Source organism: Mangrovicella endophytica, from assembly GCF_002893625.1.
Taxonomy (GTDB): domain Bacteria; phylum Pseudomonadota; class Alphaproteobacteria; order Rhizobiales; family Rhizobiaceae; genus Mangrovicella; species Mangrovicella endophytica.
On record NZ_PKMZ01000003.1, the window covers coordinates 161,365 to 187,158 of the forward strand.

17 protein-coding genes, 1 tRNA gene and 1 pseudogene are annotated in these 25,794 nt (G+C 67.7%); 13 read left to right on the top strand and 6 right to left on the bottom strand.

Features of this window, described 5'->3' with window-relative positions:
- The first annotated feature begins 43 nt into the window (after positions 1–43).
- Positions 44–1,495 carry a xylulokinase gene (gene xylB / locus C0R46_RS09660; RefSeq protein ID WP_102959416.1) on the top strand — a complete coding sequence of 484 codons (1,452 nt, stop codon included), beginning with the start codon at positions 44–46 and terminating at the stop codon, positions 1,493–1,495.
- A 108-nt stretch (positions 1,496–1,603) separates the two neighbouring features.
- On the opposite strand, the gene C0R46_RS09665 is transcribed toward xylB, so the two are convergent.
- Both C0R46_RS09665 and C0R46_RS09670 read right to left on the bottom strand, forming a co-directional pair.
- Positions 1,604–4,765 carry an efflux RND transporter permease subunit gene (locus C0R46_RS09665; protein ID WP_102959417.1) on the bottom strand — a complete coding sequence of 1,054 codons (3,162 nt, stop codon included), beginning with the start codon at positions 4,763–4,765 and terminating at the stop codon, positions 1,604–1,606.
- Positions 4,762–6,090, bottom strand: a complete 1,329-nt coding sequence (locus C0R46_RS09670; protein ID WP_102959418.1) for an efflux RND transporter periplasmic adaptor subunit — start codon at positions 6,088–6,090, stop codon at positions 4,762–4,764. The genes C0R46_RS09665 and C0R46_RS09670 overlap by 4 nt, the downstream gene beginning before the upstream one ends.
- Positions 6,091–6,192: 102 nt before the next feature.
- Between C0R46_RS09670 and C0R46_RS09675 the strand changes: the two genes are divergently transcribed.
- The gene (locus C0R46_RS09675) at positions 6,193–6,867 is read left to right on the top strand and encodes a TetR family transcriptional regulator (RefSeq protein ID WP_102959419.1); all 675 of its coding nucleotides are present in this window, start codon (positions 6,193–6,195) and stop codon (positions 6,865–6,867) included.
- A gap of 100 nt (positions 6,868–6,967) precedes the next feature.
- Positions 6,968–7,546, top strand: coding sequence for a hypothetical protein (locus C0R46_RS09680; protein WP_102959420.1), 579 nt, complete (start codon positions 6,968–6,970; stop codon positions 7,544–7,546).
- Positions 7,547–7,652: 106 nt separating this feature from the next.
- Here the strand turns inward: C0R46_RS09680 and C0R46_RS09685 are convergent, their stop codons facing one another.
- Entirely contained in the window at positions 7,653–7,889 is a 237-nt protein-coding gene (locus C0R46_RS09685; RefSeq protein ID WP_102959421.1) for a hypothetical protein, read from the bottom strand.
- 359 nt (positions 7,890–8,248) lie between these two features.
- Between C0R46_RS09685 and C0R46_RS09690 the strand changes: the two genes are divergently transcribed.
- Positions 8,249–10,906, top strand: coding sequence for a bifunctional acetate--CoA ligase family protein/GNAT family N-acetyltransferase (locus tag C0R46_RS09690; protein WP_102959422.1), 2,658 nt, complete (start codon positions 8,249–8,251; stop codon positions 10,904–10,906).
- A 223-nt stretch (positions 10,907–11,129) separates the two neighbouring features.
- A tRNA-Arg gene (locus C0R46_RS09695) sits at positions 11,130–11,206 on the top strand.
- A gap of 74 nt (positions 11,207–11,280) precedes the next feature.
- Here C0R46_RS09695 and C0R46_RS09700 read toward each other — a convergent pair.
- Together C0R46_RS09700 and C0R46_RS09705 are read right to left on the bottom strand one after the other, a co-directional pair.
- Complete coding sequence (locus C0R46_RS09700) at positions 11,281–12,717, bottom strand: NAD-dependent succinate-semialdehyde dehydrogenase (protein ID WP_102959423.1); 1,437 nt, start codon at positions 12,715–12,717, stop codon at positions 11,281–11,283.
- A 152-nt stretch (positions 12,718–12,869) separates the two neighbouring features.
- Complete coding sequence (locus tag C0R46_RS09705; RefSeq protein ID WP_102959424.1) at positions 12,870–14,462, bottom strand: GMC family oxidoreductase; 1,593 nt, start codon at positions 14,460–14,462, stop codon at positions 12,870–12,872.
- A gap of 283 nt (positions 14,463–14,745) precedes the next feature.
- Here C0R46_RS09705 and C0R46_RS09710 point away from each other — a divergent pair, with 283 nt between their 5' ends.
- From C0R46_RS09710 to C0R46_RS09745, 8 genes are all read left to right on the top strand, one after another.
- Entirely contained in the window at positions 14,746–15,846 is a 1,101-nt protein-coding gene (locus C0R46_RS09710; RefSeq protein WP_102959425.1) for an LLM class flavin-dependent oxidoreductase, read from the top strand.
- Between the two features lie 20 nt (positions 15,847–15,866).
- Positions 15,867–17,132, top strand: a complete 1,266-nt coding sequence (locus C0R46_RS09715; RefSeq protein ID WP_102959753.1) for a D-arabinono-1,4-lactone oxidase — start codon at positions 15,867–15,869, stop codon at positions 17,130–17,132.
- Between the two features lie 252 nt (positions 17,133–17,384).
- Positions 17,385–19,184, top strand: coding sequence for a sigma-54-dependent Fis family transcriptional regulator (locus C0R46_RS09720; protein WP_198598285.1), 1,800 nt, complete (start codon positions 17,385–17,387; stop codon positions 19,182–19,184).
- 305 nt (positions 19,185–19,489) lie between these two features.
- Positions 19,490–20,590, top strand: a complete 1,101-nt coding sequence (locus C0R46_RS09725; RefSeq protein WP_102959427.1) for an extracellular solute-binding protein — start codon at positions 19,490–19,492, stop codon at positions 20,588–20,590.
- Between the two features lie 32 nt (positions 20,591–20,622).
- Positions 20,623–21,705 carry an ABC transporter ATP-binding protein gene (locus tag C0R46_RS09730; protein ID WP_102959428.1) on the top strand — a complete coding sequence of 361 codons (1,083 nt, stop codon included), beginning with the start codon at positions 20,623–20,625 and terminating at the stop codon, positions 21,703–21,705.
- A gap of 10 nt (positions 21,706–21,715) precedes the next feature.
- Positions 21,716–23,425, top strand: a complete 1,710-nt coding sequence (locus tag C0R46_RS09735; RefSeq protein ID WP_102959429.1) for an ABC transporter permease subunit — start codon at positions 21,716–21,718, stop codon at positions 23,423–23,425.
- A 76-nt stretch (positions 23,426–23,501) separates the two neighbouring features.
- Positions 23,502–24,014 (top strand): flavin reductase family protein, encoded by a 513-nt coding sequence (locus tag C0R46_RS09740; RefSeq protein WP_102959430.1) that lies wholly within the window; start codon positions 23,502–23,504, stop codon positions 24,012–24,014.
- Between the two features lie 52 nt (positions 24,015–24,066).
- Positions 24,067–25,338 (top strand): NAD(P)/FAD-dependent oxidoreductase, encoded by a 1,272-nt coding sequence (locus C0R46_RS09745; RefSeq protein WP_102959431.1) that lies wholly within the window; start codon positions 24,067–24,069, stop codon positions 25,336–25,338.
- Positions 25,339–25,421: 83 nt separating this feature from the next.
- Here the strand turns inward: C0R46_RS09745 and C0R46_RS09750 are convergent.
- Positions 25,422–25,538, bottom strand: a pseudogene (locus tag C0R46_RS09750) (LuxR C-terminal-related transcriptional regulator); the annotation flags it as partial.
- Positions 25,539–25,794: the final 256 nt, after the last annotated feature.

Sequence of the window (25,794 nt, forward strand, 5' to 3'; positions counted from 1 at the left end):
GACTCGGAGCATCCATGCGCGCTGCGCATCATCGGAGGATGGAATGGCACATTATCTCGGGCTCGATCTCGGCACCTCGTCGCTGAAGGCGCTGCTGGTGGACGAGGCGCAGCGGCCGGTCGCCAGCGTCAGCGTACCGCTGAGCGTCGAGCGGCCGCATTTTGGCTGGTCGGAGCAGGACCCGCAGAGCTGGATCGCCGCCTGCGAGACGGCGCTGACGCAGCTGAAGGCCGAGCATGGCGCAGAGCTCGCCGACGTCGCCGGCATCGGCCTGTCCGGTCACATGCACGGCGCAACGCTGGTCGGCGCGGACGGGCAGGTGCTGCGGCCCTGCATCCTCTGGAACGACACGCGCAGCCATGCCGAGGCGCGCGAACTGGACGATGCTGAGGCACGCCAGATCACCGGCAACATCGTCTTCCCCGGCTTCACGGCGCCAAAGCTCGTCTGGGTCGCCCGCAACGAGCCGGAGATCTTCGCCAAGGTTCGCCTCGTTCTCCTGCCGAAGGACTATCTGCGCCTCTGGCTGACCGGCGAAGCGGTCTCGGAGATGTCGGATTCGGCCGGCACCTCCTGGCTCGACACCGGCGCCCGCGCTTGGTCGCCGCGCATGCTGGAGCGCACGGGCCTTTCGGTCGAGCAGATGCCTCGTCTCGTCGAGGGTACCGAGAACAGCGGCGGCCTCAGGGCCGAACTCGCGGACCAGTTCGGCCTGAAGGCCGGCATCGCGGTTGCCGGCGGCGGCGGCGACAATGCGGCCTCGGCCTGCGGCGTCGGCGTCGCGGCGCCCGGCACCGGCTTCCTCTCGCTCGGCACCTCCGGCGTTCTGTTCACCGCGGTGGCCGGCTATGCGCCGGCGCCGGAGACTGCGCTCCACACCTTCTGCCACGCCATTCCCGGCACCTGGCACCAGATGGGCGTGACGCTGTCGGCAGCCGGCTCCATCGAATGGCTGTCGGGGCTGCTGCATGCGACCCCGCACGACCTCACGGGCGCGCTCGGCGACGAGCTGGAAGGGCCGGGGAATGTGGTGTTCCTCCCCTATCTGTCCGGGGAGCGCACGCCGCACAACGACGCCGAAGTCCGCGGCGTGCTGGCAGGCCTTGAAGCTGGCAGCGGCCGCCGCGAAGTGGTGAAGGCGGTGATGGAGGGCGTTGCCTTCTCCATGCGCGACTGCCTCACCGCGGCAGGTCCCGATGCGCGCGTGTCCCGCCTTGTCGCGGTGGGAGCAGGCTCGCGCTCGCATTATTGGCTGAAGCTGATGGCAACCGTCCTCAACACCGAGATCGCCTTGCCGGCGGCCGGCGACTTCGGTGCGGCGCTCGGTGCGGCCCGGCTTGGCATCTGCGCAGCGACTGGGGCCGATCCCTTGAGCGTCATGAGCGAGCCGCCGATCGCCACGCGCTTCCTGCCGGAACAGGATCTGGCTGGCGCCTTCGACGATGCTTATGGCCGCTACCGCGCGCTCTACCCGGCGGTAAAGTCGGCGCTCTGACGCGCCAGCTTGGCCGCTGGCGGGCGCGGCGACCATGAAAAAACCGGGCGGTGCATCGGCACCGCCCGGTTCTCTTTTAGCTGATCTGCGATGCGCGTCAGCGCCGTCTCAAACGGCCGCGTGAGCGCCCGTCTCGCCGTCATGCTTCGCTGGGGCGGCAGGCGCCGCTCCGCCCCGCCGCTTGGTGCCGCGCGACAGCAGCATGTAGAACAGCGGGATGAAGAAGATCGCGACGAAGGTCGCGGCCAGCATGCCGCCGATGACGCCGGTGCCGATCGAGTGGCGGCTCGCCGAGCCGGCGCCGGTGGAGATCGCCAGCGGCACCACGCCGAGGATGAAGGCGAGCGACGTCATCACGATCGGGCGGAAGCGCAGCTTCGCCCCTTCCAGCGCCGCTTCGAAGGCGGTGAGACCCTCGTCGCGTTTGAGCACGGCGAACTCCACGATCAGGATGGCGTTCTTGGCCGCCAGTCCCACCAGGGTGACGAGGCCGATCTGGAAGTAGACGTCGTTGTCGAGCCCACGCAGCCAGATCGCCAGAAGCGCACCAAACGCGGCAAAGGGCACGGCGAGGATAACCGCGATCGGCAGTGTCCAGCGCTCATACTGGGCCGCCAGGATCAGGAACACCATCAGGATGCCGAAGCCGATGGCCGTCACGCCCGTGCCGCCGGTCTCGATCTCCTGATAGGCCGACCCCGTCCAGGCGATCTCGTATCCCTCGGGCAGCACCTCGGCGCCGACCTGCTGCATGGCGGCCAGCGCCTGGCCGGAGGAGTAGCCCGGCGCCGGACCGCCCGAGACCTTGGCCGCGTTGAAGGCGTTGAAGCGCTCGATGAGGTCGGGGCCGACGACGCGCTCCACATGGACGAGCGTGTCGAGCGGAATCATCGCGCCCGCCGCCGACTGGACATAGACGAAGCGCAGGTCCGCCGGCGACTGGCGGAAGTCCGCCTCCGACTGCAGCGACACCCGGTAGTTGCGGCCGAGCAGCGTGAAGTCGTTGACGTAGAGCGAGCCGAACGTCGACTGCATGGTGGTGAAGATCGACGAGATCGGCACGTTCAGCGCCTTGGCCTTCGCCCGGTCGACGTCGATGCGGTACTGCGGCACGTTCGCCGAGAAGCTGGTGCGCACGCCGGCGAGCTCCGGCCGCTTGGCCGCCGCCGCGACAACGGCCTCGGCGACCTCCAGAAGCGCAGCCGAGCCCTGGCCGGTTCGATCCTGGATAAACAGGTCGAAGCCGCCCGTCGTGGACAGGCCCTGGATCGGCGGCGGGTTGAAGGCGAGCACCATGCCGTCCTTCACGCCGGCATTCATACCGATGAAGGGCCCGACGAGATTGCGCGCGTCGAGGCTCGGATCGGTCCGCTCGTCCCAGTCCTTGAGCGAGACGAAGGCGACGCCGGCCGAGGACTTCTGGACGCCAGCCAGGAGGTCGAAGCCGGCAAAGGCGGTGACGTCCTGGACCGCCGGGTGCTGCGACAGGTTCTTCACGACCTGGTTCATGACGTCGGTCGTGCGCTGCAGCGAAGCCGCCGGCGGCAGGATCGCCACGGCGAAGTTGACGCCCTGGTCCTCGTCGGGGACGAGCGAACCCGGGATGGTCTGGAAGAAGTAGTAGGCCCCGCCGCCCATCGCGGCGAAGAGCACGAGCGCGACGAAGGCACGGCGCATGATGAAGGCGACGCCTGCCCCATAGGCGCGGGTCAGCCGGTCGAAGCCGGCGTTGAACCAGCGGAACGGCGCGATCGGCTTACCATGGCTCTGCTTCAGGATGACGCCGCACAGCGCCGGCGTCAGCGTCAGGGCGACAAGGCCGGAAATCGTCACCGAGACGGCGATGGTGATCGCGAACTGCTGGTACATGGTACCCGCGAGGCCGCCGAGGAAGGCGACCGGCACGAACACGGCGCAGAGCACCAGCACGATGGCGATCACCGGTCCGGTCACCTCGGTCATCGCCTTGGCGGTCGCGTCCTTGGGCGAAAGACCTTCGCTCGACATGATGCGCTCGACATTCTCGAGCACGACGATGGCGTCGTCGACGACGATGCCGATGGCAAGCACCAGGCCGAACAGGGTCAGGAGGTTGATGGAGAAGCCGAGCGCGAGGAGCACGCCGAATGTGCCGATGATCGAGACCGGCACCGCGAGCATCGGGATCAGCGTCGCGCGGAACGACTGGAGGAAGATGAACACCACCACGAACACCAGCACCATTGCCTCGATGAAGGTGTGGATGACCTCCTCGATCGAGGCCTGGATGAACTTCGTGGTGTCGAAGGGGATGGCGTAGCTGATGCCGTCCGGAAAGGACCTCTTCAGCTCCGACATGCGCGTGTTGACGGCTTCCAGCGTCGAGAGCGCGTTGGCGCCCGGCTGGAGATAGATGCCGATCGGCACGGCCGGCGTGCCGTTGTAGGAGCCGTTGAAGCCATAATCCTGGGCGCCGAGCTCGACGCGCGCGACGTCCTTCAGGAGCAGCGCGGAGCCGTTCGGGTCGGACCTCAGGATGATGTTCTCGAAGGCCGCAGCGTCCGGCAGGCGGCCCTCCGTCGTCACCGAATAGGTGAAGGCGAGGGCGTTGTCGTTCGGCGGCGCGCCAAACTGGCCGGCGGCGAACTGGGCGTTCTGTTCGCGGATGGCGGTGGCCACATCGGTCGGCGTCAGCTTGTACTGGGCGAGCTGGTCCGGCCGCAGCCAGATGCGCATCGAATAGTTGCGCGCGCCGAAAAGCTGCGCCTCGCCGATGCCCGGCAGGCGCTTCAGCTCGTCGAGCACGTAGAGCAGCGCATAGTTGGAGACGTAGGTGGCGTCGTAGCGCGGATCGGACGACGACATCGCGATCACCGCGAGAATCTGCGACGAGCGCTTGGCGACGGTGACGCCGAGGCGCTGCACCTCTTCCGGCAGCGAGGCGGTCGCCTGCTGCACGCGGTTGTTGACGTTGATGGTCGCCTGGTCGGGATCGGTGCCGCTGGCGAAGGTGACCGAGATCGACGCTGTCCCCGTCGAGGAGTTCGTCGACTGCATGTAGATCATGTCCTCGACGCCGTTGATCTGCTGCTCGATCGGCGCGGACACGGTCTGGGCGAGGGTTTCGGCGCTGGCGCCGGGATAGCTGGCAGTGACGACGACCTGGGGCGGAACGAGCTGCGGATACTGCTCGATCGGCAGTGCGCGCATCGCCATGATGCCGCCGATCACGATGATGATCGAGATGACGGCCGCGAAGACCGGCCGGTCGACGAAGAAGCGCGAATTCATCGGGCCGCCTCTGCGGCGTTCGCGCCGCGGCCGCCGGCCGCCGCGGCGTCGTCCGCCGGCGTCGGTGCGCCCGTGGACGGCGCTGCTTCGCTAGGCCCTGCGTCGGCCGAGCCCTTCTCGGCCGCGTTGGCCGGGGTAACGCCCGTCAGGGCGCCGCCTGTGCCAGGAGCGGCCTGCGCCGGCGCGGCCGGGTCGGCCGGCGCGCCGCTGGAGGCGGTGGCCGTTCCGTTGTCGATCGTCACGGGGGCGTTCGGGCGCGCCTTGATGACGCCGCGGGTGATGATGCGATCGCCGCCCTTCAGGCCGGATTCCACGATCAGCCGGTTCTGCATGTCGCGGCCGACCTTCACCGGCGCGACCTGGGCAAGGTTCTTCTCGTCCACCGTATAGACAAACTGACCCTGGGCGCTCTGCATCAGCGCTTCGGCCGGGATGACCACCGTGTTCGGCAGGGTGATGCCGTTGATGCGCACCCGCACGAACTGCCCCGGCAGCAGCCGCTGGTCCGGGTTGGGCAGCACCGCGCGCGACAGGATGGTGCCGGTATTGGCGTCGATCGAGCTGCTGGTGAAGTCGATGCGGCCCTTCTGGTTGTAGGTCGAGCCGTCGCCGAACAGCACCTCGACGGAGAGCTGGTCGAGCGCGTTGCCGCCGGTCTCCAGGAGCTGGCGGATCATCGTCGCTTCGGTGTCGGCGGCTGCGAAATTGACATAGATCGGATCGAGCTGAGTGATCTTGGTGAGAAGATCGCCATTGTTGAGAAGGCTACCCTCCGGCACCTGCTCCAGGCTGGTGACGCCGCTCGCGGGCGCCTGCACCGTCGCATAGGTCAGCGACAGGTTGGCGGTGTCGAGCCGCGCCTGCCCGGCCGCCACGGCGGCTTCGGCGAGCTCGGTCGCCGAGCGCGCGTCGTCAAGATTGGCCGTGCTGGTGGCGCCGCGCTTGGCAAGCTCGGCGGCGCGCTGCTGCTGGCGCTGCGCCTGCGACAGTTGCGCCTTGGCTTGCAGGAGCTGCGCCTCCGCCAGTGCCACTTCGGCCTGATACGGCTTCTGGTCAATGGTGAAGAGGACATCGCCCTGCTTCACCCGCGCGCCTTCGTCGAAGGAACGTTCGAGCAGAATGCCGCCGACCCGGGCGCGCACCTCCACCTCCCGCGAGGATTCCACCCGACCGGCATAATCGAGCGTGATTGGCACCGTCTGCGGCTTGATCTCTTCCACCGTGACCGCTGGCGGGGGCGGCGCCTGCATCTGCGCTGCCGCCGGTACCGCGAGAAATAGCGCGATTGCCGGCATCAGGAGCCGGACGGAAGCCGATGAATTCATGGGGGAAACTCAAATCCGAGCCGCAAAACGGCCTATTGCAATGCAACATACATACATTCATACACGAATGTAAGCAAGCAAGCGGGCGTTCGGGCAGGTCATATGAAGCGGAGCAAGGAGGAAGCGCTCGAGACGCGCGAGTCGATTCTCGACGCAGCCGAGGACGCCTTCTTCGAGAATGGCGTGTCCGCCACCAGCCTGTCGGACATCGCCCGCCGTGCCGGCGTAACGCGGGGTGCCATCTACTGGCACTTCGCCAACAAGCTCGATCTGTTCCGCGCCATGCACGAGCGGGCGCGCCTGCCGCAGGAAACTGTCTTGCTGGAAACGAGCGGGTCCGGCTGTCTGATCGAACATGTGCATGGCTGTGCACTGGACGCCCTGCGCTTCATCGCCGGCAATGAGCGGGCGCGGCGCATCTACTCGATCCTGCTGTTCCGCTGCGAGTATGTCGGCGAGATGGAGGAGGCGCTGCGGCGCCTGCGCGGCGCTGATGCCCAGATGCTGGCGCGCATCACCGAAGCCTTCGAGGATGCCCGCTCCCGCGGCCAGCTGGCGCCCGGCTGGACGGCGGAGAGTGCCGCCGACGCCTATGTCTGCTCCATGCACGGCCTGTTTTCCGAATGGCTGCGGCGCGAGGCGAGCTTCGATCTCGCGGCGCTCGGTGCGCAGGTGATGACCAGCCTCTTCCGGTCGATCATCAGCTGCCAGGGCGAGCATGCGCCCGGCACGGACAGAACCGGCCTGCCTGCCCCGCGCGAGACAGCGCCCGCATAGCGGTCCCAGCAACAGCTGATCAGCTGAGGCCCGGAAACCGGCTCGCAAGGATTTGCGTCCTAGAATTGCCTTGAGGAAGCGATTCGAGGGAACGCGGCACATGGGCAGGTTGATCGCAGGCGCGGGCTGGCTCGTCGCCGGAGCCATGGCCGTCGCATGGTGGCAGCCGCAGGTCGGACCGCTCCGCCTGCCGTTCAGCGGCCCGAGCGGCGCGGAGATCGCCAGCCACTTCCGTGCGATGCGCAAGGTGCCGCAACGCCCGTCGGCACCGGCCGTGTCGACCCAGACGACGGCCTCCATCGAGCGTCCGAAGCCGGCCATCCGCCTTGAGGCACCGGTGACGCGAACACCGCCCGCCGCCCCGCAACGGCGCCAGGCGACGCGCATGCCGAAGAAGCCGGGTGAACCGGCAGAGCCGCGGCGTCAGACCGCCGCCGCCGTTCCGATCCCCCGCCTGAAGCCTGCCGCGTCCCCACGTCCGGTCCAGCCGGCCGGCAAGGCCTTTGCCGAGGCATCGCCGGTGCCGCCGGGGGCGATCCCGATCCTCAATGCGGCGAAGGCTGTCGCCACGGCGCCCGCTGCCCCGCCGCTCAAGACCATTCCTGCCGGCTTCCGCTTCGCGCCGGTGCCGCCCGCACCGCTCTCGGCACCGGGCGCGGCAAGCCAGGCGAAGCGCTAGGCTCGGTCATCAGCCTCAACCGCAGGCACAGCCGTCCCGAGGCGGTTGCGCGCAGACATTGCCGCCGCGCCGCAGCGTCGGCGATCCGGGCGACCGCTCGTCGCCGCTACTTGGCGCGGCTGCGGGCCGGCGCCTTCTTCGCCTTCGCTTTCGGCTCAGCCGGCGCTGCGGCGACGTCCGCTTCGGCCTGCGCCATGCGCAGCGCCTTCAGCCGCGCCGTCTTGGCATGCATCGCGTCGTTCTCGGCCTTGATCAATCCCAGCGCCGATCCCTTCTCCGAACGGTTGGCGATGTTGCCGAACTGCCGGTCGGCCCGGTCACGGGCGGTATTGAGGTTGCTCATGGGATCATCCTGACTGACCGGCCGGACCATCGAGCCTGCGGATGCGCAGGAATGTCCGGCATTGCGGGCACGGCCCGCTCCTTTAACTGATGTAGGGCGGAAGGCCGCTTTGGCCACCGCTTGGGGCAGTAGACGCCGAGCCGGCGCCGGATGATTGGAGCGGGGCCCAGGGCCATAGAGCAGGGTCAGCTGCCCGCCGCCCGGAGGCTTGATCGGGATCAAGGCTGCGCCCGGCGGCCTGTTCCATGGCACCCTCGCGACATCCGCTTCGTCGGATCGTTGCAGCGACCCTATAAAGAGCTGCAGCACCGGCGGGGGGAGGGCACCCGAGCGACGGCTGAGATGCGAGCGGAGCGACCATGTCGATCAGAAATCTCGATGCCCTGTTCCACCCGGACGCCATTGCGCTGATCGGCGCCAGCGAACGGCCGGGCTCGGTCGGCGCGGTGCTGGCGGCCAACCTCTTCGGCTCCGGCTTCAAGGGGCCGGTGATGCCGGTGAACCCGCATGCCGGCAGCATCCGCTCCGCCGTCAGCTACCGCTCGGTCGCCGCGCTGCCGCTGGTGCCCGATCTCGCCGTCATCGCGACGCCCGCACCCACCGTACCCGGCATCGTCGCCGAGCTCGGCGCGCGCGGCTGCCGTGCGGCGGTGGTGATATCGGCGGGCTTCGGTCAGGACGACCTGCGCCAGCGCCTGCTGGACGCCGCCCGCCCGAACCTGATGCGCATCGTCGGGCCGAACTGCATCGGCTTCATCTCCCCGCCGGCCGGCATCAATGCGAGCTTCGCGCATCTGACGCCACGCAGCGGCGATCTCGCCTTCATCAGCCAGTCCGGCGCGATCGCGACCGCCGTGCTCGACTGGGCCGACGTGCGCGAGATCGGCTTCAGCCATGTCGTCTCGGTCGGCGACATGAGCGACGTGGATATCGGCGATCTCCTCGACTATCTCGCCCTCGACGCCAAGACCCGCGCCATCCTGCTCTATGTCGAGAGCATCACCGACGCGCAGAAGTTCATGTCCGCGGCCCGCATTGCCGCGCGCGCCAAGCCGGTGGTGGTGATCAAGGCCGGCCGCAGCGAGGCCGGCGCCAAGGCCGCGGCGTCCCACACCGGTGCGCTGGCCGGCTCCGACGCCGTCTACGACGCCGCCTTCCGCCGCGCCGGCATGCTGCGCGTCGACACGCTGCGTGAGCTGTTCGAGGCGGTCGGCACACTGGCCTCGGGCCTGCGGCCCAGCGGCGACCGGCTGGCGATCCTCACCAATGGCGGCGGCGCCGGCGTGCTCGCCACCGACACGCTGTCGGATTATCGCGGCGAGCTGGCGCAGCTGTCGCCGGACACGCTGGCCAAGCTGGACACGATCCTGCCCGGCAGCTGGTCGCACGGCAATCCGGTCGATATCCTCGGCGATGCGCCGGGGGCGCTCTATGCGCAAGCTCTGGAGGCGATCCTCGCCGATCCGGGCCAGGACGCCGTGCTGGTGATGAACTGCCCGACAGCCGTCGCCGATGGTCTCGACGCCGCCCAGGCCGTGGTCGGCACGCTGAAGTCCAATCGGCGCGCGCCGATCCTGACCTGCTGGCTCGGCGAGCGGGCGGCGCGCGAATCCCGCCGGCTCTTTGCCGCCAGCGGCCTGCCGACCTACGACACGCCCGATGCGTCCGTGCGCGCCTTCATGCAGCTTGTCGACTACCGGCGCAATCAGGAGCTGATGATGCAGACGCCGCCGGCGGCGCTGATCGGCGACTTCGACAAGGCCGCCGCAAGCGCCCTGATCGACGCGGTGATGGCCGGCGGGCGCTCCACCCTGACCGAGCCTGAGGCCAAGCGCCTGCTCGCCCTCTACAACGTGCCGGTGGTGCGAACGCTGACCGCGGCGACGCCCGCCGAGGCCGCGCGTTTGGCCGAGACCATCGGCTATCCCGTTGCCCTGAAGATCCTCTCGCCCGACATCTCTCACAAGTCGGATGTCGGCGGCGTGCGGCTCGAGCTGGAGAGCGCGGCGAGCGTCGAGGAGGCGGCGACGCAGATGCTCAAGCTCGTCGCCGAGCGCAGGCCGGATGCGCGGGTCGAAGGCTTCACCGTGCAGGAGATGATCCTGCGCCCGCGCGCTCACGAGCTGATCGCCGGCATCGGCGAGGATCGTATCTTCGGTCCGATCATCCTGTTCGGCCAGGGCGGCACGGCGGTCGAGGTGATCGCCGACCGGGCCATCGGTCTGCCGCCGCTGAACCTTTTGCTCGCCCGCGACATGATCGGGCGCACCCGCATCGCCAAGCTCCTGCACGGCTATCGCGACCGCCCGGCGGCGGACCTCGATGCCGTGGCGACGACGCTGGTGAAGCTGTCGCAGATGCTGGCCGACCATCCGGAGATTGCCGAGCTCGACATCAACCCGCTGCTGGCCGACGAGAACGGCGTCATCGCGCTCGACGCGCGCGTCGTCGTGCGGCCGGCCCCGGCCGGCCAGCGCTCGCGCTTTGCCATCCAGCCCTATCCGGACGAGCTCGCCGGCACGATCCGGTTGCGCAATGGCGATGCCATCTGGCTGCGGCCGATCCGTCCGGAGGACGAGGCTTCGCTGATCGAGATGCTGGAGCAGTCCGAGCCCGAGGATCTGCGCCTGCGCTTCTTTGCGGCGATGAAGCGCATCGGACATGCCTTCGCGGCGCGGCTGACCCAGATCGACTACAGCCGCGAGATGGCCTTCGTCGCACGCGCGGCCGACGGGCCGCAGCACCCGATCCTCGGCGTCGCGCGCCTGATCGTCGATCCGGACGGCGAACTCGCCGAGTTCGGCATCATGGTGCGCTCCGACCAGAAGGGGCGGGGCCTCGGCTACTGCCTGATGCAGCGCATCCTCACTTACGCCCGCGAGCGCGGCATCCGCCGCGTCTATGGCGAGGTTCTCGCCGAGAACACCACCATGCTGGCGATGTCGGAGGAACTCGGCTTTGTCAGAAGCAGCGTGCCGGGCGATCCCGGCCTGCGCCGCGTCGAGATCGCGCTGTAGAGCCTGTGACGCGTGCGGTGACGAACCGCAGAGGGGTCCGATCAACTCGGCGTGGTCGAGTGGCGCGGAGATGTGAGCAAACGCCAGACTGTCCAGCGGCCGCGATCCTGGAGGCTGCGAGGCAAGCTTGCCGGTTCACGCCGGATCGGCTAGGAACGAGGCACCATACGCCTGGCCGGCCCGATGCGGCAGCCATGGCGAGGCAAACGGCCGCAAGGCCGCGGCACCCGTAGCTCAGCTGGATAGAGCGCTGCCCTCCGAAGGCAGAGGTCACAGGTTCGAATCCTGTCGGGTGCGCCACTTCTCCGTGTCTGCGACCCAGGGATATGGCTGACGGACCCGTTCAAGACCGGGTCTGCCAGCCATCGGCAATGTCAGACGCCATACTCCGACACGAGTTTGGTCCGCAGGAACGCTTCGAGCCCCTCACTGCCGCTTTCCGAGCCGTAGCCGCTCTCGTTCACACCGCCGAACGGCGTATCCGGGGTCGAGATCACCGTGTGATTGACGCCGACGAGCCCGGCATTCAGCGCCTCCTCGGTCTTCGCGGCGAGCGTCATGCTGCGGGTGAAGACGAAGGAGGCAAGGCCGTAGGGCAGGGCATTGGCCCGCTCCACCACCTCGTCGAAGGCGGCGAAGGACGAGATCGGCGCGATCGGGCCGAACGGCTCCTCGGACATGATCCGCGCGTCCTGCGGCATGTCGCTGAGAACCGTCGGCTCGAAGAAAAAGCCGCGGTTGCCGGCGCGCCGTCCGCCGAGTGACAGTGTCGCGCCGCGGTCGAGCGCATCCGCGACCATCGCCTCCATGACGTCGAGACGGCGCTTGGCGATCATCGGACCCATCCGTGTTTCGGGATCGAGCCCGTTGCCCAGCCTGATCGTCCGGGCTCTTGCCACGAATCCCTCGACGAAGGCCTCGTAGCGCGATTCATGGATGAAGAAGCGCGTCGGCGAGGTGCAGACCTGCCCGGCATTGCGGAATTTCGCCGCCACCAGCGTGTCCATCGCCTGGTCGAGGTCGGCGTCCGCATGCACGATCACCGGCGAATGGCCGCCGAGTTCCATCGTGCAGCGCTTCAGCGTGTCGGCCGCCTGCCTCTGCAGCAGCTTGCCGACGGCGGTGGAGCCGGTCAGCGTCACCTTCTTGGGGATCGGCGAGGCGATCAGATGCGACGAGATCGCCGCCGCCTCGCCGAAGACGACGGCAAGGACGCCGGCCGGCAGCCCCGCCTCCTGGAAGCAGCGGGCGAGAGCCACCGCGGTGCCCGGGGTCTCCTCCGCCGGCTTCATGATGATCGAGCAGCCGGCGCCGAGCGCGCCGGAGATCTTGCGGATGATGTTGCTTGCCGGGAAGTTCCAGGCGGCAAAGCCGAGCACCGGACCGACCGGCTCCTTGACGACCATCTGCCGGACGCCCGGCGTGCGCGCGGGAATGATGCGGCCATAGGCGCGCTTGCCTTCCTCGGCATAGAAGCGGGTCACCTCGGCCGCAAAGGCGACCTCGATGACAGCCTCGCCGAGCGGCTTGCCGTTTTCGAGGGTCAGGATCCGGGCGATCGTCTCCTTGCGATCGTCCATCAGCTGCGCCGCCCGCATCATGATGGCGGAACGGGCATGCGTGGTCATCGCCTTCCAGACGGCGAAACCCTTGGCAGAGGCCTCCAGCGCCCGGTCGAGGTCGGCGGTCGAGGCATAGGGCACCTGGCCGAGCACCTCCTCGCTCGCCGGGTTGATCAGCGGCTGCGAGCGGCCGTCGCTGCCCTGGCAGAAGACGCCGTCGATCAGGAGTTCGATCGTCTCGTCGTACATGTCGATCCTTTCAGACTTCACAAAAATCGCGGCCGTTGCGCATGGCAAAGCGGCGTGTCGGGACGTAAGCGGCGCCGATCGCGCCGGCTCGCCGGGTCCTCCAGCGGTAAGGGTGGCGGCTCCTTCGCATGGGCTGGACGGACGTCCTGTCGTCAGCCATGGCGGATGAAATCGGCACAGCGCTCGCCGATCATGATGCAGTTGGCGTTGAGGTTGGCGCTGACGATCACGGGCATGATCGAGGCATCGGCGACGTGAAGGTTGGCGATGCCGTGCACCTTCAGGCGGTCGTCGACCACCGCGTCGGCGCCGTGCCCCATCCGGCAGGTTCCGGCGGGGTGATAGATGCCGATCGCCGTCTCCCGGACATAGGCACGCCACTCGTCGTCCGATTGGATCTCGCGGCCCGGCTTGAACTCCGCCTCGACATAGCCGGCCAGCGGGGCGGTCTCGAAGATGCGGCGCAGCATCCGGCCACCGGCCATCAGCGTCTCGACATCCCGCTCATCGGCGAGAAGGTTCGGCTGGATGAGCGGCTGATCGCGGTGATGGCCGCTGCGCAGGCCGATCCACCCGCGCGAATACGGACGGTGCATGTTGGTCAGGCCGGTAACCGCGGGGCGGTCGAACAGGATCGGCCCGTCCTCGGCAAGGTCGTAGCCGACGGGCGTGAAGTGGTACTGCAGGTCGCAGCGATCCAGATCCGGGCGCGAGCGGGCGAAACCGAGCACATGCGTATCCGGGGTCGATCCGGGTCCCCGCCCGGTCAGCAGCCATCGCGCGCCGAAGGACAAGACGTGATGCAGCCTGGTCTGGACGTTGTATGTCGGCCGGTTGACGAAGGCGCTGTGGTTGATGCCGGGATGATCCTGGAAATTGCGGCCGACGCCCGCAAGGTCATGCACGACCTCGATGCCATGGTCCTTGAGGTGGGCGGCGGGACCGATGCCGGACAGCATCAGGATCTGCGGCGAGGCGATCGCTCCCGCCGAGAGGACCACGCCCGCGCCGGCGCGGGTCTCTTCGATCCGTCCCCCTCGCTCGTAGGCGACGCCGGTGGCGCGCCGTCCCTCCACCAGGATGCGCACGACATGCGCGCCGGTGAGGATGCGCAGGTTGGGGCGCCGGCGGGCCGGCCAGAGATAGGCCCGCGAGGCGCTGCAGCGCCGGCCGCGCCGCTGCGTCGCCTGGAGAAACCCGATCCCTTCCTGCGGCGGCCGGTTGATGTCAGCCTTGCGGGCCAGTCCGGATGCGACGCCCGCATCGAGGAAGGCGTCTGAGATCGGGTGCCGGACGCGCAGGTTGGAGACGCCGAGCGGCCCCCCAACGCCGTGATAGTCGTCGGCGCCGTTCTCATTGTCCTCGGCGCGCTTGAAATAGGGGAGCACGTCGCGGAACGACCAGTTGCGATTGCCGAGCCGTTCCCAGTCGTCGAAATCCTCCGGCTGCCCGCGCACATACAGCATGCCGTTGATCGAACTCGATCCGCCGAGCACCTTGCCACGCGGCATGTCGTCTCGCCGGCGATGGCGGGTCGGATCGGCCGCCGCCTTGAAGCGCCAGTCGAAACGCGGATTGCCGATGGCGCGCAGATAGCTCGCCGCCGGCATCTGGATGAAGAGGCTGCGATCGGAGCCGCCGGCTTCGAGCAGGAGAACGCTGTGCCGGCCATCCTCCGAAAGACGGGCGGCGACCGCCGCGCCGGCCGATCCGGCACCGATAATGATATAGTCGGCATTGTCCATGAAGGCGTTCTTCTCGGCCGGCGACGGGAGCGTTCCGCATTCCGTGCAGCAACAGCCATGCCAGTTGGGGGGACGCGGGTCGCGAGCGGTGCCGGCGCGGCAGACCCGACGGCGGCGTGACAACCATGCGTGTCATCGGCGACATTGGCGTGCGACGGATTTTCTCGGATGAGACGTCCCGGCCACCGCGACTGCGAACCCGGTGTTGTCGCGCTGCTTTCGCCGGTTGGCACGCTGCTTGCCAATTCCCCTCCGACCGATTCAATCGACGGAGACCAGAACAATGAAGCTGTCGCTCTTCATGATGCCGATGCACACGATGGGCCGCGACTATGCGGAAGCGCTCGCGGAGGACATCGAGCAGTTCAAGCTGGCGGACGAACTCGGCTTCGAGGAAGCCTGGATCGGCGAGCATTATGCCTGCGAGATCGAGCAGATCTCCTCACCGCTGATCTTCCTGTCCTTCATGGCCTCGCAGACCAAGCGCATTAAGCTCTGCACCGGTGTCGTGGCGCTGCCCTACTATCACCCGGCGCAGATCGCCTCGCACATCGCGCTGGTCGATCATCTGACGCAGGGCCGCCTGATCCTCGGCATCGGCACGGGCGCGCTTGGCTCCGACATCGAGATGCTCGGGCTGAAGGGCAAGGACCGGAACGCCATGATGCTCGAGTCGCTCGACCTGATGAAGCGCATCTGGACGACGGACGCCCCTTACGATCTGAAGGGCGAGCACTGGTCCGTCACCATCAAGGACAGCCATTGGGCCGACCTCGGCGTCGGGCCGCTGCCGAAGCCGCTGCAGAAGCCCTATCCGCCGATGGCGATCTCGGTCAGCAGCCCGAACTCCAGCTCGATGCGCCAGGCGGTGCGCCACGACCTGATGCCGATCTCGGCCAACTTCGTCGCCGGATGGGTCGTGAAGACCCATTGGGACACGTATGTCGACGAGTGCCGCAAGCTCGGCAAGACGGCCGATGGCGCCAAGTGGCGGGTGGCGCGCAGCATCTACGTCGCCGACACGGACGAGGAGGCGGAGGCCTTCGTCAAGACGGCGGGCGGTGCCTATGACTGGTACTACGACTACATGTTCCAGGTGTATGCGCGCATGGATGCGGCCGGGCTCCTCGCGCCGCGGCCGGACGCCGATCCGGCGACCATCACGCACCAGATGGTGCGCGACAATTTCGTCATCTATGGCAGCGTGGAAACCGTCAGCCGCAAGATCCTCGAACTGCGTTCGGAGGTCGGTCCGTTCGAGACGCTGCTGATGACCGCGCATGACTGGACCGACAAGGCGGCCATGCGCCGCTCGATGGAACTGCTCGCGACCGAGGTGATGCCCCGCGTCAACGCGGCGCTGGCGCAGGCCGAAGCGGCCTGAAGGGATTGAACATGGACACGATGACGACCGAGGTCGACGTGCTGCAGCCGGGCGCCCTGTGGTGGAACTGGTTCGGCGAGCAGTATTTCGTGCCGCGTTATACGGCCCGGCCGCGGACCGAGGAGGAGGCGCGCCATGCCGTCCTCGCCGCGCGCAAGCTGAAGCTGCCGGTCCGCGCGAGCGGCGCCGGCCACTCCAATCCGGCCGTGGTCCCGACGCCGGGCGTCCATGTCGACTTCGACGGCATGCGCGACGTCATCTCGGTCGATCGCGAGAAGCTGCAGGTCACCATCCAGCCCGGCATGCGCGTCGGTGAGGTCAGCCGGTATCTTCGGACCGTTGGTATGTCGCTGAACAACCAGGGCGACATCGATACGCAGACGGTGGTCGGCGCCATCGCCACCGGCACGCACGGCGCCGGTATCACGCTCCCCTGCATGTCGATGCAGATGATCGCCGCCCGCATCGTCACCGCCGACGGCGACTTCCTCGACCTGTCGGCGGAGAAGGACGGCGAACTATTCCGCGCCTTCCGCTGCTCCATCGGCCTGTTCGGGCTGGTGGTTTCTGTGACGTTGCAGGCCGTGCCCTCGTACAACATCCACAAGATCTCGTGGAACGCCGATGTCGAGGACTGCATCGGCGGCCTCCACCAGCGTCTGGAGACGAACCGGACCTTCTGGTTCTTCTGGCTGCCGGTGAAGAAGTCAGCGGAGCTCTACGTGCTGCCGGGCGGGGTCGTGCCGTCGACGGCGACGCGCGAGAACGACATCTGCCACATGCGCGTCTACAACGCCGTTCCCGTCGACGAAGCGGCGCCGGCGCTGAAGGAGGGCGAGCAGTTCGACCACTCCTCGGTGATCTTCCCGAACCCCTACATCCCCAACTTCCGGGAGATCGAATACGCCGTGCCATTCGGCCGCTTCGAGGAGGCCTTCGCGGAGGTCCGCCACCTCTTCCAGACGAAATATCCGGAGGCGCTGTATCCGGTGGAGTGCCGGCCGGTGAAGGCGGACGACAGCTATATCAGCGCCTATGCCGAGCGTGACGGCTACGCCCTGTCGATCTCCGGTCCGCTGGAGTTTGAGACATGGGGTATGCTCAAGGAGATGGACGCGCTGCTCGACCGCTACGACGCCCGCCCGCATTGGGGCAAGCACCACTTCATGTCGGCCGAGCGACTGGAGCGGATCTATCCGCGCTATGACGACTTCAAGCGGACGCGGCGCGAGATCGATCCGGACGGCGTGTTCCTCAACGATCACCTGCGCTCGCTCTTCGCCTGAGCTGCCAGCCCTCGTCTTGCGGTCGCGGCTGCATAACTTGACGGCATCGCATTAAGATGCCCAATTTGTGCTCCACCGCGGCTGACGGGGGAGCTGGACATGGCCGATCGTTTCCCTAACGGGGAGATGCCGACGCAAAGGGCGGCACTCGGTGCCGCTCCATCTTCCACAGGTTCGATCTTCGCGCGCCGGCCGGCGCGCCTCGATGCCTCCTGGCGACGCTGCGCGGAGCGCTACCGGTTCGAAAGATCGGTGTCGCCGCGGTCCGTCACGCTGACGCACCACGAGATGCGCGAGCACCGCGAGCCTCTCGACGAAGTCATCAACGCCGCGAAGGAGGAGCTCGACTATATCTGGGAGCCGCTCTCGGCGGCCGGCTTCGGCGCCAGCTTCTCCAACACCGCCGGGCTGATCCTCTACTACCGCTCAGACCGGGAAGCGGGCAACTTCGTGGAATCGGAGCGCTCCGGAACGCTGTGGGCGGAGGGCGTCAGCGGCACCAACGGCGTTGGGACATGCGTCATCGAGCGACGGCCGACGCAGGTGTTCAAGAACGAGCACTTCTTCCACGACTACAGCAAGCTCTCCTGCGCGGCGGCCCCGATCCTGTCCGCCGAAGCCGAGATGATCGGCGTCTTGAACTTCACCACGGGCAATCCCGACATCCGGCGCGAGACCTTCGATCTCGTCGGCGGACTGGTGGTGAAGTCGGCCGAGCGCCTCAGCGACCATCTGTTCCGGCACCGGTTCAGGGACAGGACGATCCTGATGGGCCGGGCGGCGAACGGCGTGATGCTGCTGGCGCTGGACGAGGACAGGATCATCGGGGCGAACTACGCCGCCCGCCAGTCGCTCGGCTGGGACGGTGCCATCCAGCCCGTATCGATCGCCTCCATCCTCGGCGATCGTGAGACGACCGCCCCGCTCGCAGGCGGCCGTCCGATCAACCTGCAGATCCGCGACCGATCCGTCAGCTTCGACATTCTCGAAGCCAGGCCGCTGCTGGCCCGGCGGGCCGGCCGCCCGCCGCTGATCGAAGGCCGCAAGGCCGAACCCGCTGCGGCTGCGAAGCCGGCCAAGCCGTCTCTTCCCGCGGTGGAGGACTGCCTCGGGTCCGATCCGGCGCATGCGCCGACACTGCGCCTGCTGCGCAAGATCAGCGGCAGCGCGCTGCCGATCCTGATCCTCGGCGAAACCGGCGTCGGCAAGGACACACTGGCGCGCGCCATTCACCGCGACGGGAGCCGCCGCGACAAAAGTTTCGTCGCCTTCAACTGTGCCGCGATGCCGGAGACGCTCATCGACGCGGAGCTGTTCGGCTATGCCGAGGGTGCCTTCACGGGCGCGCGCCGCACCGGCAACCGCGGCAGGGTGGCGGAGGCGGATGGTGGCATCCTGTTCCTCGACGAGATCGGCGACATGCCTCTGGCTTTGCAGACGCGCCTTCTCCGGGTGCTGGAAACGGGAGAGGTCAGTCCGCTCGGCTCGGGGACGACGCGGCATGTCGACGTCCAGGTGATCGCCGCCACCAATCAGGATCTGAAGGCCAGGGTCGCCGCCGGCCTGTTCCGGCAGGATCTTTATTACCGGATCGCCGGCGTCGTCGTCCTGATGCCGCCGCTGCGGCAGCGCCCCGACGCTTCTTCCATCTTCGATGCGGTCCTCGCCGCCGTCAGCGGCGAGACGCCGATCACCCTGTCGGAGGCTGCCCGATCAGCGCTGCAGGCGCATGACTGGCCCGGCAATGTGCGCGAGCTCAAGCACGTCCTGCATCGCGCCGTTCACCTCTGCGAGGACGGGGTGATCCAGGTCGGCGATCTTGCCCTCGACGGGCCCGCCGCGGGGACGAGGCCGGCCGCCGCCGAGATACCGACCAGCGCACCGGCCGCCACCATCCAGGACGCGGCCGCCATAGCGGAGCGCGCCCTGATCCTGGAGACGCTGAGGCGCCTCGACGGCAATGTCGATGCGGCGGCCAAGACGCTGAATGTCAGCCGGGCGACCCTTTATCGCAAGCTCCGCTTCCACAAGCTTCGCCCGCAACGCTTCTGACGATGCAGGGCGGCGGCGACAGCGGCAGCGCACATCCTGCGGAATCGCAGGTGACGCTTGCAGCGCTGCGAAACCGTCTCACAGTTGATCCGCGTCGCGGCGAGCCTGTGCGAACGGGCGGCCCAGCCCGCCAGCGGCTGCAAGGATGCGCCAGCACGACCGCTCGCGCCGGCGCCGGCCAGCGCCGACATGCGGGCACGCAAACAGCGATGCCCCGCCGGGCGCGCGAGCTGTGACCGGAGCGCAAGCAAATGGCACGCTCTTTGCGAGTCCATCTCCGTCATCGCCAACTCGCGGAGCCTGCCATGTTCGAGAAGACCCCCATTCTCAATCGCCGCTCGCTGCTGAAGGCCGGCGGCACGCTCGGAGCGACGGCGCTCTTCGCGCCGGCCGTCATCCGGAAGGCGTGGGCCGCCGAAACGATCACGCTCCTGACCTGGGAGACCTACCATGACGACGCCTGGGTCGAAGAATGGGGCAAGGCCAACAACACCGAAGTGAACGCCGTCCGGATCGGCTCGGAGGACGAACTGTTCGCGCAGCCCTTCTCCGGCGCCATTCAGCCGGACATCCTCTATGTCGAGACCGGATCGCTGCCCCGCTTCAAGGCCGGCAACCTGATCAAGGAGATCGACGTCTCCAAGGTCCCGAACGCCTCGACCATCACGTCGCGGCTGGACTGGAAGGCCTATACCGGCGTCGACGGCGCGACGATGGGCATCCCCTACAACTGGGGCACCCAGCCGCTGATGTACAATGCCGACAAGGTGAAGGAGCCGGACAGCTGGGCGGCGCTCTGGGACAAGGCCCATGAGGGCCAGGTCAACATGTTCGACGACTGCACCATCACCTTCCCGATGATCGCGCTCTATGCCGGCGCGAAGGACCCGTTCAACCTCACCGACGCCGAGTTCGACGCCTGCGTCGAGGCGCTGCGGGCGCTGCGCAGCCAGATCCGCGTCATCGCCAAAGGCTTTGACGACGCGTCCACCATCTATGCCGCCGGTGACGCCGTGATCGGCTACTGCCAGAATGTCGCCGTCGTCACCTCGCTGCAGCGCAAGGGCTTCAACTTCAAGTACACGCTGCCGAAGGAAGGCACCCCGACCTGGATCGACTGCGCCAGCATCTCGCCGCAGGGCGACCGGCCGATCGTCTACAAGTTCATCAACGACAATCTGACCGCCGAGTGGCAGGCCCGCTTCATCAAGGCCTCGACGAACAACGGCATTCTCGACGCCAAGACGGCGCGTGACGGCGGTCTGACCGAAGACGAATTGAAGGTGACCAACATCCTCGATTCCGAGGCGCCCGACTTCTGGGACAAGCTCGTCGTCTATCAGAAGCCCGAGGACCTCGACCGGCGCCTGCAGCTCTGGAACGACTTCAAGGCCGGCACGCTCTGAAACCCGCCCTCTCGCCCCCGGAGTTCGGCGCCATGTCCATCCGCAGTGCAGACAGCGTCCTGTCGCTGGAGACCATCGACAAGACCTATGATGGGGCGAGCAAGCCCGCGCTCGACCGGGTGTCCTTCTCGGTCGCGCCGGGCGAGTTCTTCTCCATTCTCGGTCCGAGCGGATCGGGCAAGACGACGATCCTCAGGATCATCGCCGGGTTCGAGACGCCTGACCGGGGCCGCGTCGTCATGGGCGGCACGATGGTCAACGACACCCCGCCGTTTCGGCGGGACGTGCGCACCGTCTTTCAGAGCTACGCGCTGTTCCCGCATCTGACGGTGCGGGACAACGTCGCCTATCCCCTCCGGATGCAGGGTGAGGCGAAGGGGCCGCGGCGCGCCAAGGCCGAGGCGGCCTTGGCGCTCGTGGAGATGAGCCCCTATGCAGAGCGGCTGCCGCACCAGCTCTCGGGAGGGCAGCGCCAGCGCGTCGCTCTCGCCCGCGCGGTCGTGTCGCGGCCGAAGATCCTGCTTCTCGACGAGCCGCTTGGCGCACTCGACCTGCGGCTGCGTCAGCAGATGCAGCACACGCTCGTTCAGCTGCAGAAGGAACTCGGCATCGCCTTCGTCTATGTCACGCACGACCAGGGCGAGGCCCTGTCGATGTCGAACCGCGTTGCGGTCATGCGCGATGGCCGGATCGCCCAGCTTGCAACCCCGCGCGAGATCTACTTCGAGCCGCGCTCGGAATTCGTGTCGCAATTCGTCGGCCGGTCCAATCTGGTCCCGATCCGGTTCGAGCCTGCCGGCTCCGACTTCGTGGCGGTGATCGAGGGCACCAGGCTTCCCGCCATCACCTCCGACCGCCCGGGCCCGGCACGCATGGCGCTGCGCTTCGAATCCGTCAGGATCTCGCCCCGCAACGGGGTGGCCGGTCCATCCTCCGCCCTGCCGGGGATTGTCGAGGACATCCTTTTCCTCGGCACCAACTGCGAGGTTGCCGTGCGCTGTGGCGAGCTCAGCCTGATCGGCAGCATTCCGGCCGAACGCGACACGACGCTCGCCGTTGGCCAGCCCGTCCATGTCGACTTCGACCTCACCAGCACCCAGGTGTTTCGTGACTGAGGCGGCGGTCATGGGAGTGCCGACGGTCTACCGGCAGAGCCTGGCGCGCCGCATCGTCTCGTCCGTCAATCCCGTCGCGCTGCCGGTCTATGCCTGGCTGGCGCTGATCGTGCTCCTGCCCAACGCGCTGCTGATCGGCGCGAGCATCCTGAAGACCGCCAACGGCTTCATGGTCTTCGAGCCGTCGCTGGTGAACTATGTCCGGCTGTGGAAGTCCGCCGGCTTCTGGACGCTGCTCGGCCGCACCCTATGGCTCAGCTTCTTGGCCTGCGCGCTCGGCGCGCTGATCGCCTATCCGCTCGCCTTCTATGTCGGGCGGGTGGTCCGCCGCCATAAGGGGCTGCTCGTCGTCCTCATCATCCTGCCGCTGTGGATCAGCCTGCTGATGCGGGTCTTCGCCTGGCGGATGATCCTCGGCCAGTCGGGTATCCTCAACACCTTCCTGGTCTCCAGCGGACTTCTCGACGCACCCTCGGCGGCCTTTCTGTATACCCCGACATCGGTGCTGCTGGTCTTCGCCTACATCGCCATCCCCTTCGTCTTCATCGCTGTCGTCGGCGCCTTCGAGAAGATCCCGCAGGCGCTGCTCGAAGCCTCCGAGGATTCCGGCGCGACGGCGCTGCAGACCTTCCGGCACGTGATCTGGCCGCTGACCCGGCGCAGCCTTGCCATCGGCTTTGCCCTCGCTTTCCTGGTGACGGTCGGTGACTACGTAACGCCATCGATGATCGGCGGCATCGACGGCACCACGATCGGCATGGTGATCGCCTCGCAGTTCGGCATGTCGAACAACTGGCCTTATGGCTCGGCGCTCGCCGTCGTCCTCATCCTGAGCGTCGCGGTCATCCTCGGCATCGTCTTCGCGCTGTGCCCGTCGCGCGGCATCCTTCTCGGCGATGAGGGCGTAAAGACCGCGCGGGCGCCTGAAGGGCGGACGGAGCGGCTCGGGCGCCTCCTCGGCGGCTGCGGCTTCACCGCCACCGTTCTCTTCCTCTATGCGCCGCTCGCCATCATCATCCTCTTCTCCTTCGGATCGTCGACGCTGCAGGCCTTTCCGATCCCGTCGCTCACGCTGCGCTGGTACGGGGAGCTCGCCGGCAATGCGGCGCTGATCGCCGCCGCCCAGCGCTCGCTGCTCGTCGCCCTCCTCGTCGTCCTCGTGTCCAGCGTGATCGGCACGGCCTTCGCGCTGATCCTCCATTACGGACGCGTCGCCGGCTCGCGTGCCTGCGAGATCGCGCTGGCCCTGCCACTGGCGACGCCCGGCATCGTGCTCGGCGTCGTCATGGTGCTCGGAACGGAGCTGTTCTCGATCCCCTCGGGCATTGCCAAGACGGTGATCGGCCAGTCGAGCTTCGTCATGCCGGTCACGCTGATGCTGGTCCTGGCGCGGCTGCGGCGGCTCGATCCGAGCCTGATGGAAGCCTCGCAGGACCTCGGCGCGACGCGGCTGCAGAGCTTCCTCCACGTGCTGCTGCCAATGATCCGTGGTGCCATTATCGGCGGCGCGCTGCTCGGGCTGACGCTGTCGGCGGACGAGGTGATGGTGACGCTGTTCCTGACCGGATCCTCGCCGACTCTGCCGATCTGGGTCTTCAACCAGATGCGCTTCGGCTTCACGCCCTCTGTGAATGCCGTCTTCACGCTGCTCGCCGCCGTCTGTCTCCTCGCAGTCCTCCTCTCGAGCTGGATTGCGGGCCGGCGCAAGGCCGCCGTCTAGGCAGGTGACATCCGCCTGCATCGCACCGGGGCGAGCCGCCCCCGGTGCCGCGGTATGGAATTTTCTGGAGTCTTCGATGATCGACCCCCTTCTCTTCAAACGCGGCATGCGCCGGCTGGCATCGGGCGTCTCGCTGGTGACGACGATCGAGCCTGGCGGCGGTCCGAAGGGTTTTGCCGCGACCTCGGTAACGGCGGTCAGCGCCGAGCCGACGCCCTCGCTGCTCGTCTGCGTCAACCGGCAGGTTTCCTGCCACGGCGCGCTGCATGCCTCCGGCGTCTTCTGCGTCAATGTCCTGTCGGAGCATGACGCCGCGATGGCGCAGCTGTTCTCCTCGTCCGAGCACCGGGACCGGCGCTTCCTTGATCCGCGCTGGGAAAGCCTGGCGACGGGATCGCCGGCCTTCGCGGGGGCGCTGGCGAGCTTCGACTGCGAGGTCGTCTCGACCATGGAGGTCGAGAGCCACACGATCTTTGTCGCCCGCACCGTCGAGATCCGGCTCTGGGGAGAGGACGTGCAGCCCCTCCTTTACGTGGACGGCCGCTTCGACGGCCTCCGCCTCGCCGTGGCGCCGACGGGCACGGCCTGAGTCGGCACACCGGACGGGACGCGACGATCAGGACACATTCAAAGGAGACGACATGCGCATCGGTGTCATCGGCGGCGGCGCCATCGGCGTCGCGGCGGCAAGCTGGATGCAGCGCGACGGTGCGGAGGTGTTCATCCTCGAGCCGAACGGCATCGGCAACGGCGCCTCCTTCGGCAATGCCGGCTGCTTCAATCCGTCCTCGGTGGTGCCGATGTCGATGCCGGGCATGCTGCACAAGGTTCCGGGCTGGCTGTTTGATCCGCTGGGGCCGCTCTCGATCCGCTGGCCCTATCTCCCGACCATCGCTCCCTGGCTCCTGCGCTTCATCAAGGCCGGCAGCCGGGACAGGGTCGAGGGGCAGGCCCAAGCGCTGCGGGCGCTTCTGCGCGACTCGCCGGACGCATGGGCGCCGCTGGTCCGCAATGCCGGCGCCGAGCATCTCGTCCGGCGCAACGGCCATCTCGTCGTCTATCGTTCCAAGCAGGCCTTCGAGGGCGACGCGCTTGGCTGGAAGCTGAGGGCCGACACCGGCATCCCGTTCCAGGTGCTGGGCGAGGACGAGCTCCGGCAGCAGGAGCCGGCGCTATCGCCCGACTACCGGCTCGGCGTCTTCATCCCCGACAACGGCCACACCACCAACCCCAATGCCCTGGTCAATGCTCTGGCGGACGCCTTCCAGCGCGATGGCGGTACGCTCATCAAGGGACGGGCGCGGGGCCTCGCCTTCGAGGGATCGGTGCTGAGCGGCATCGAGACGGATGCCGGCGTCGTTCCGGCCGACCGCGTGGTGATTGCCGCAGGCGCCTTCTCCAAGCCGCTCGCGGCCGAACTCGGTGACGCCATTCCGCTCGACACCGAGCGCGGCTATCACATCATGATCCGCGATCCCGAAGTCATGCCCCGCACCTCGATGATGGACGCGGAGGGCAAGTTCGTCTGCACGCCGATGGAGGGCGGGCTGCGCCTGGCAGGAACGGTGGAGTTCGCCGGGCTGGAGGCCGCGCCGGACATGCGCCGCGCCCACAATCTCCTGACGCTCGGGCGGCGGCTGTTCCCGGGCCTCGCCTCCAGCTATCCCGAGGAGCGCCTCTCCACCTGGATGGGATTTCGGCCGAGCCTTCCCGACTCGCTGCCGGTGATCGGTCATTCCCGGCGCAGCCGGGAGGTGGTGTATGCGTTCGGGCACGGGCATGTCGGGATTGCCGGCGCGGCCCAGACGGGGCGGATCGTCGCTGATCTTCTTGCCGGACGATCACCCTCCATCGACATCACGGCTTTCAGTCCGGCGCGCTTCGGAGCGGCCTCGCAACTCCCGTCGTCATAAGGCTGGACTGAGCCGTATAAGGCTGGCCTCAGCCGTCCCCTGCAGGCCGCGGCTCCGGCGGTCTCTGCATCTATCGAACCACGCTAAGGCTCGTGCATCGCCAGGGCCGCAGCGGCGGTGCGGTTCTCGACACCCAGCTTGCGGAAGATGGTCTCCAGATTCTTCTCGATCGTGCGAGGGCTGAGGCTCAAGATGTCGGCTTCCAGGACAGCCATGGCCTGACCGCCCGCGAGACGGAGATTCCGACCTCGCTCATCACTTGCTGCTCTCAAGAATAGCGTATGGAGGCCTGTCGATCCGCTTCTAGCATCGCCTCCCTGTCGGTCTGCGCGCGTGCCAGCTCCAATGCGGTGCGCCTTTCCGCAGCGTGGATAACACAGCACCTCGTTGGCACAGCGGCTTCGTTCAGCCTATTATTCGTTGGGCGAATAGCTGTTCGAGCCCCGCAGGCAACGG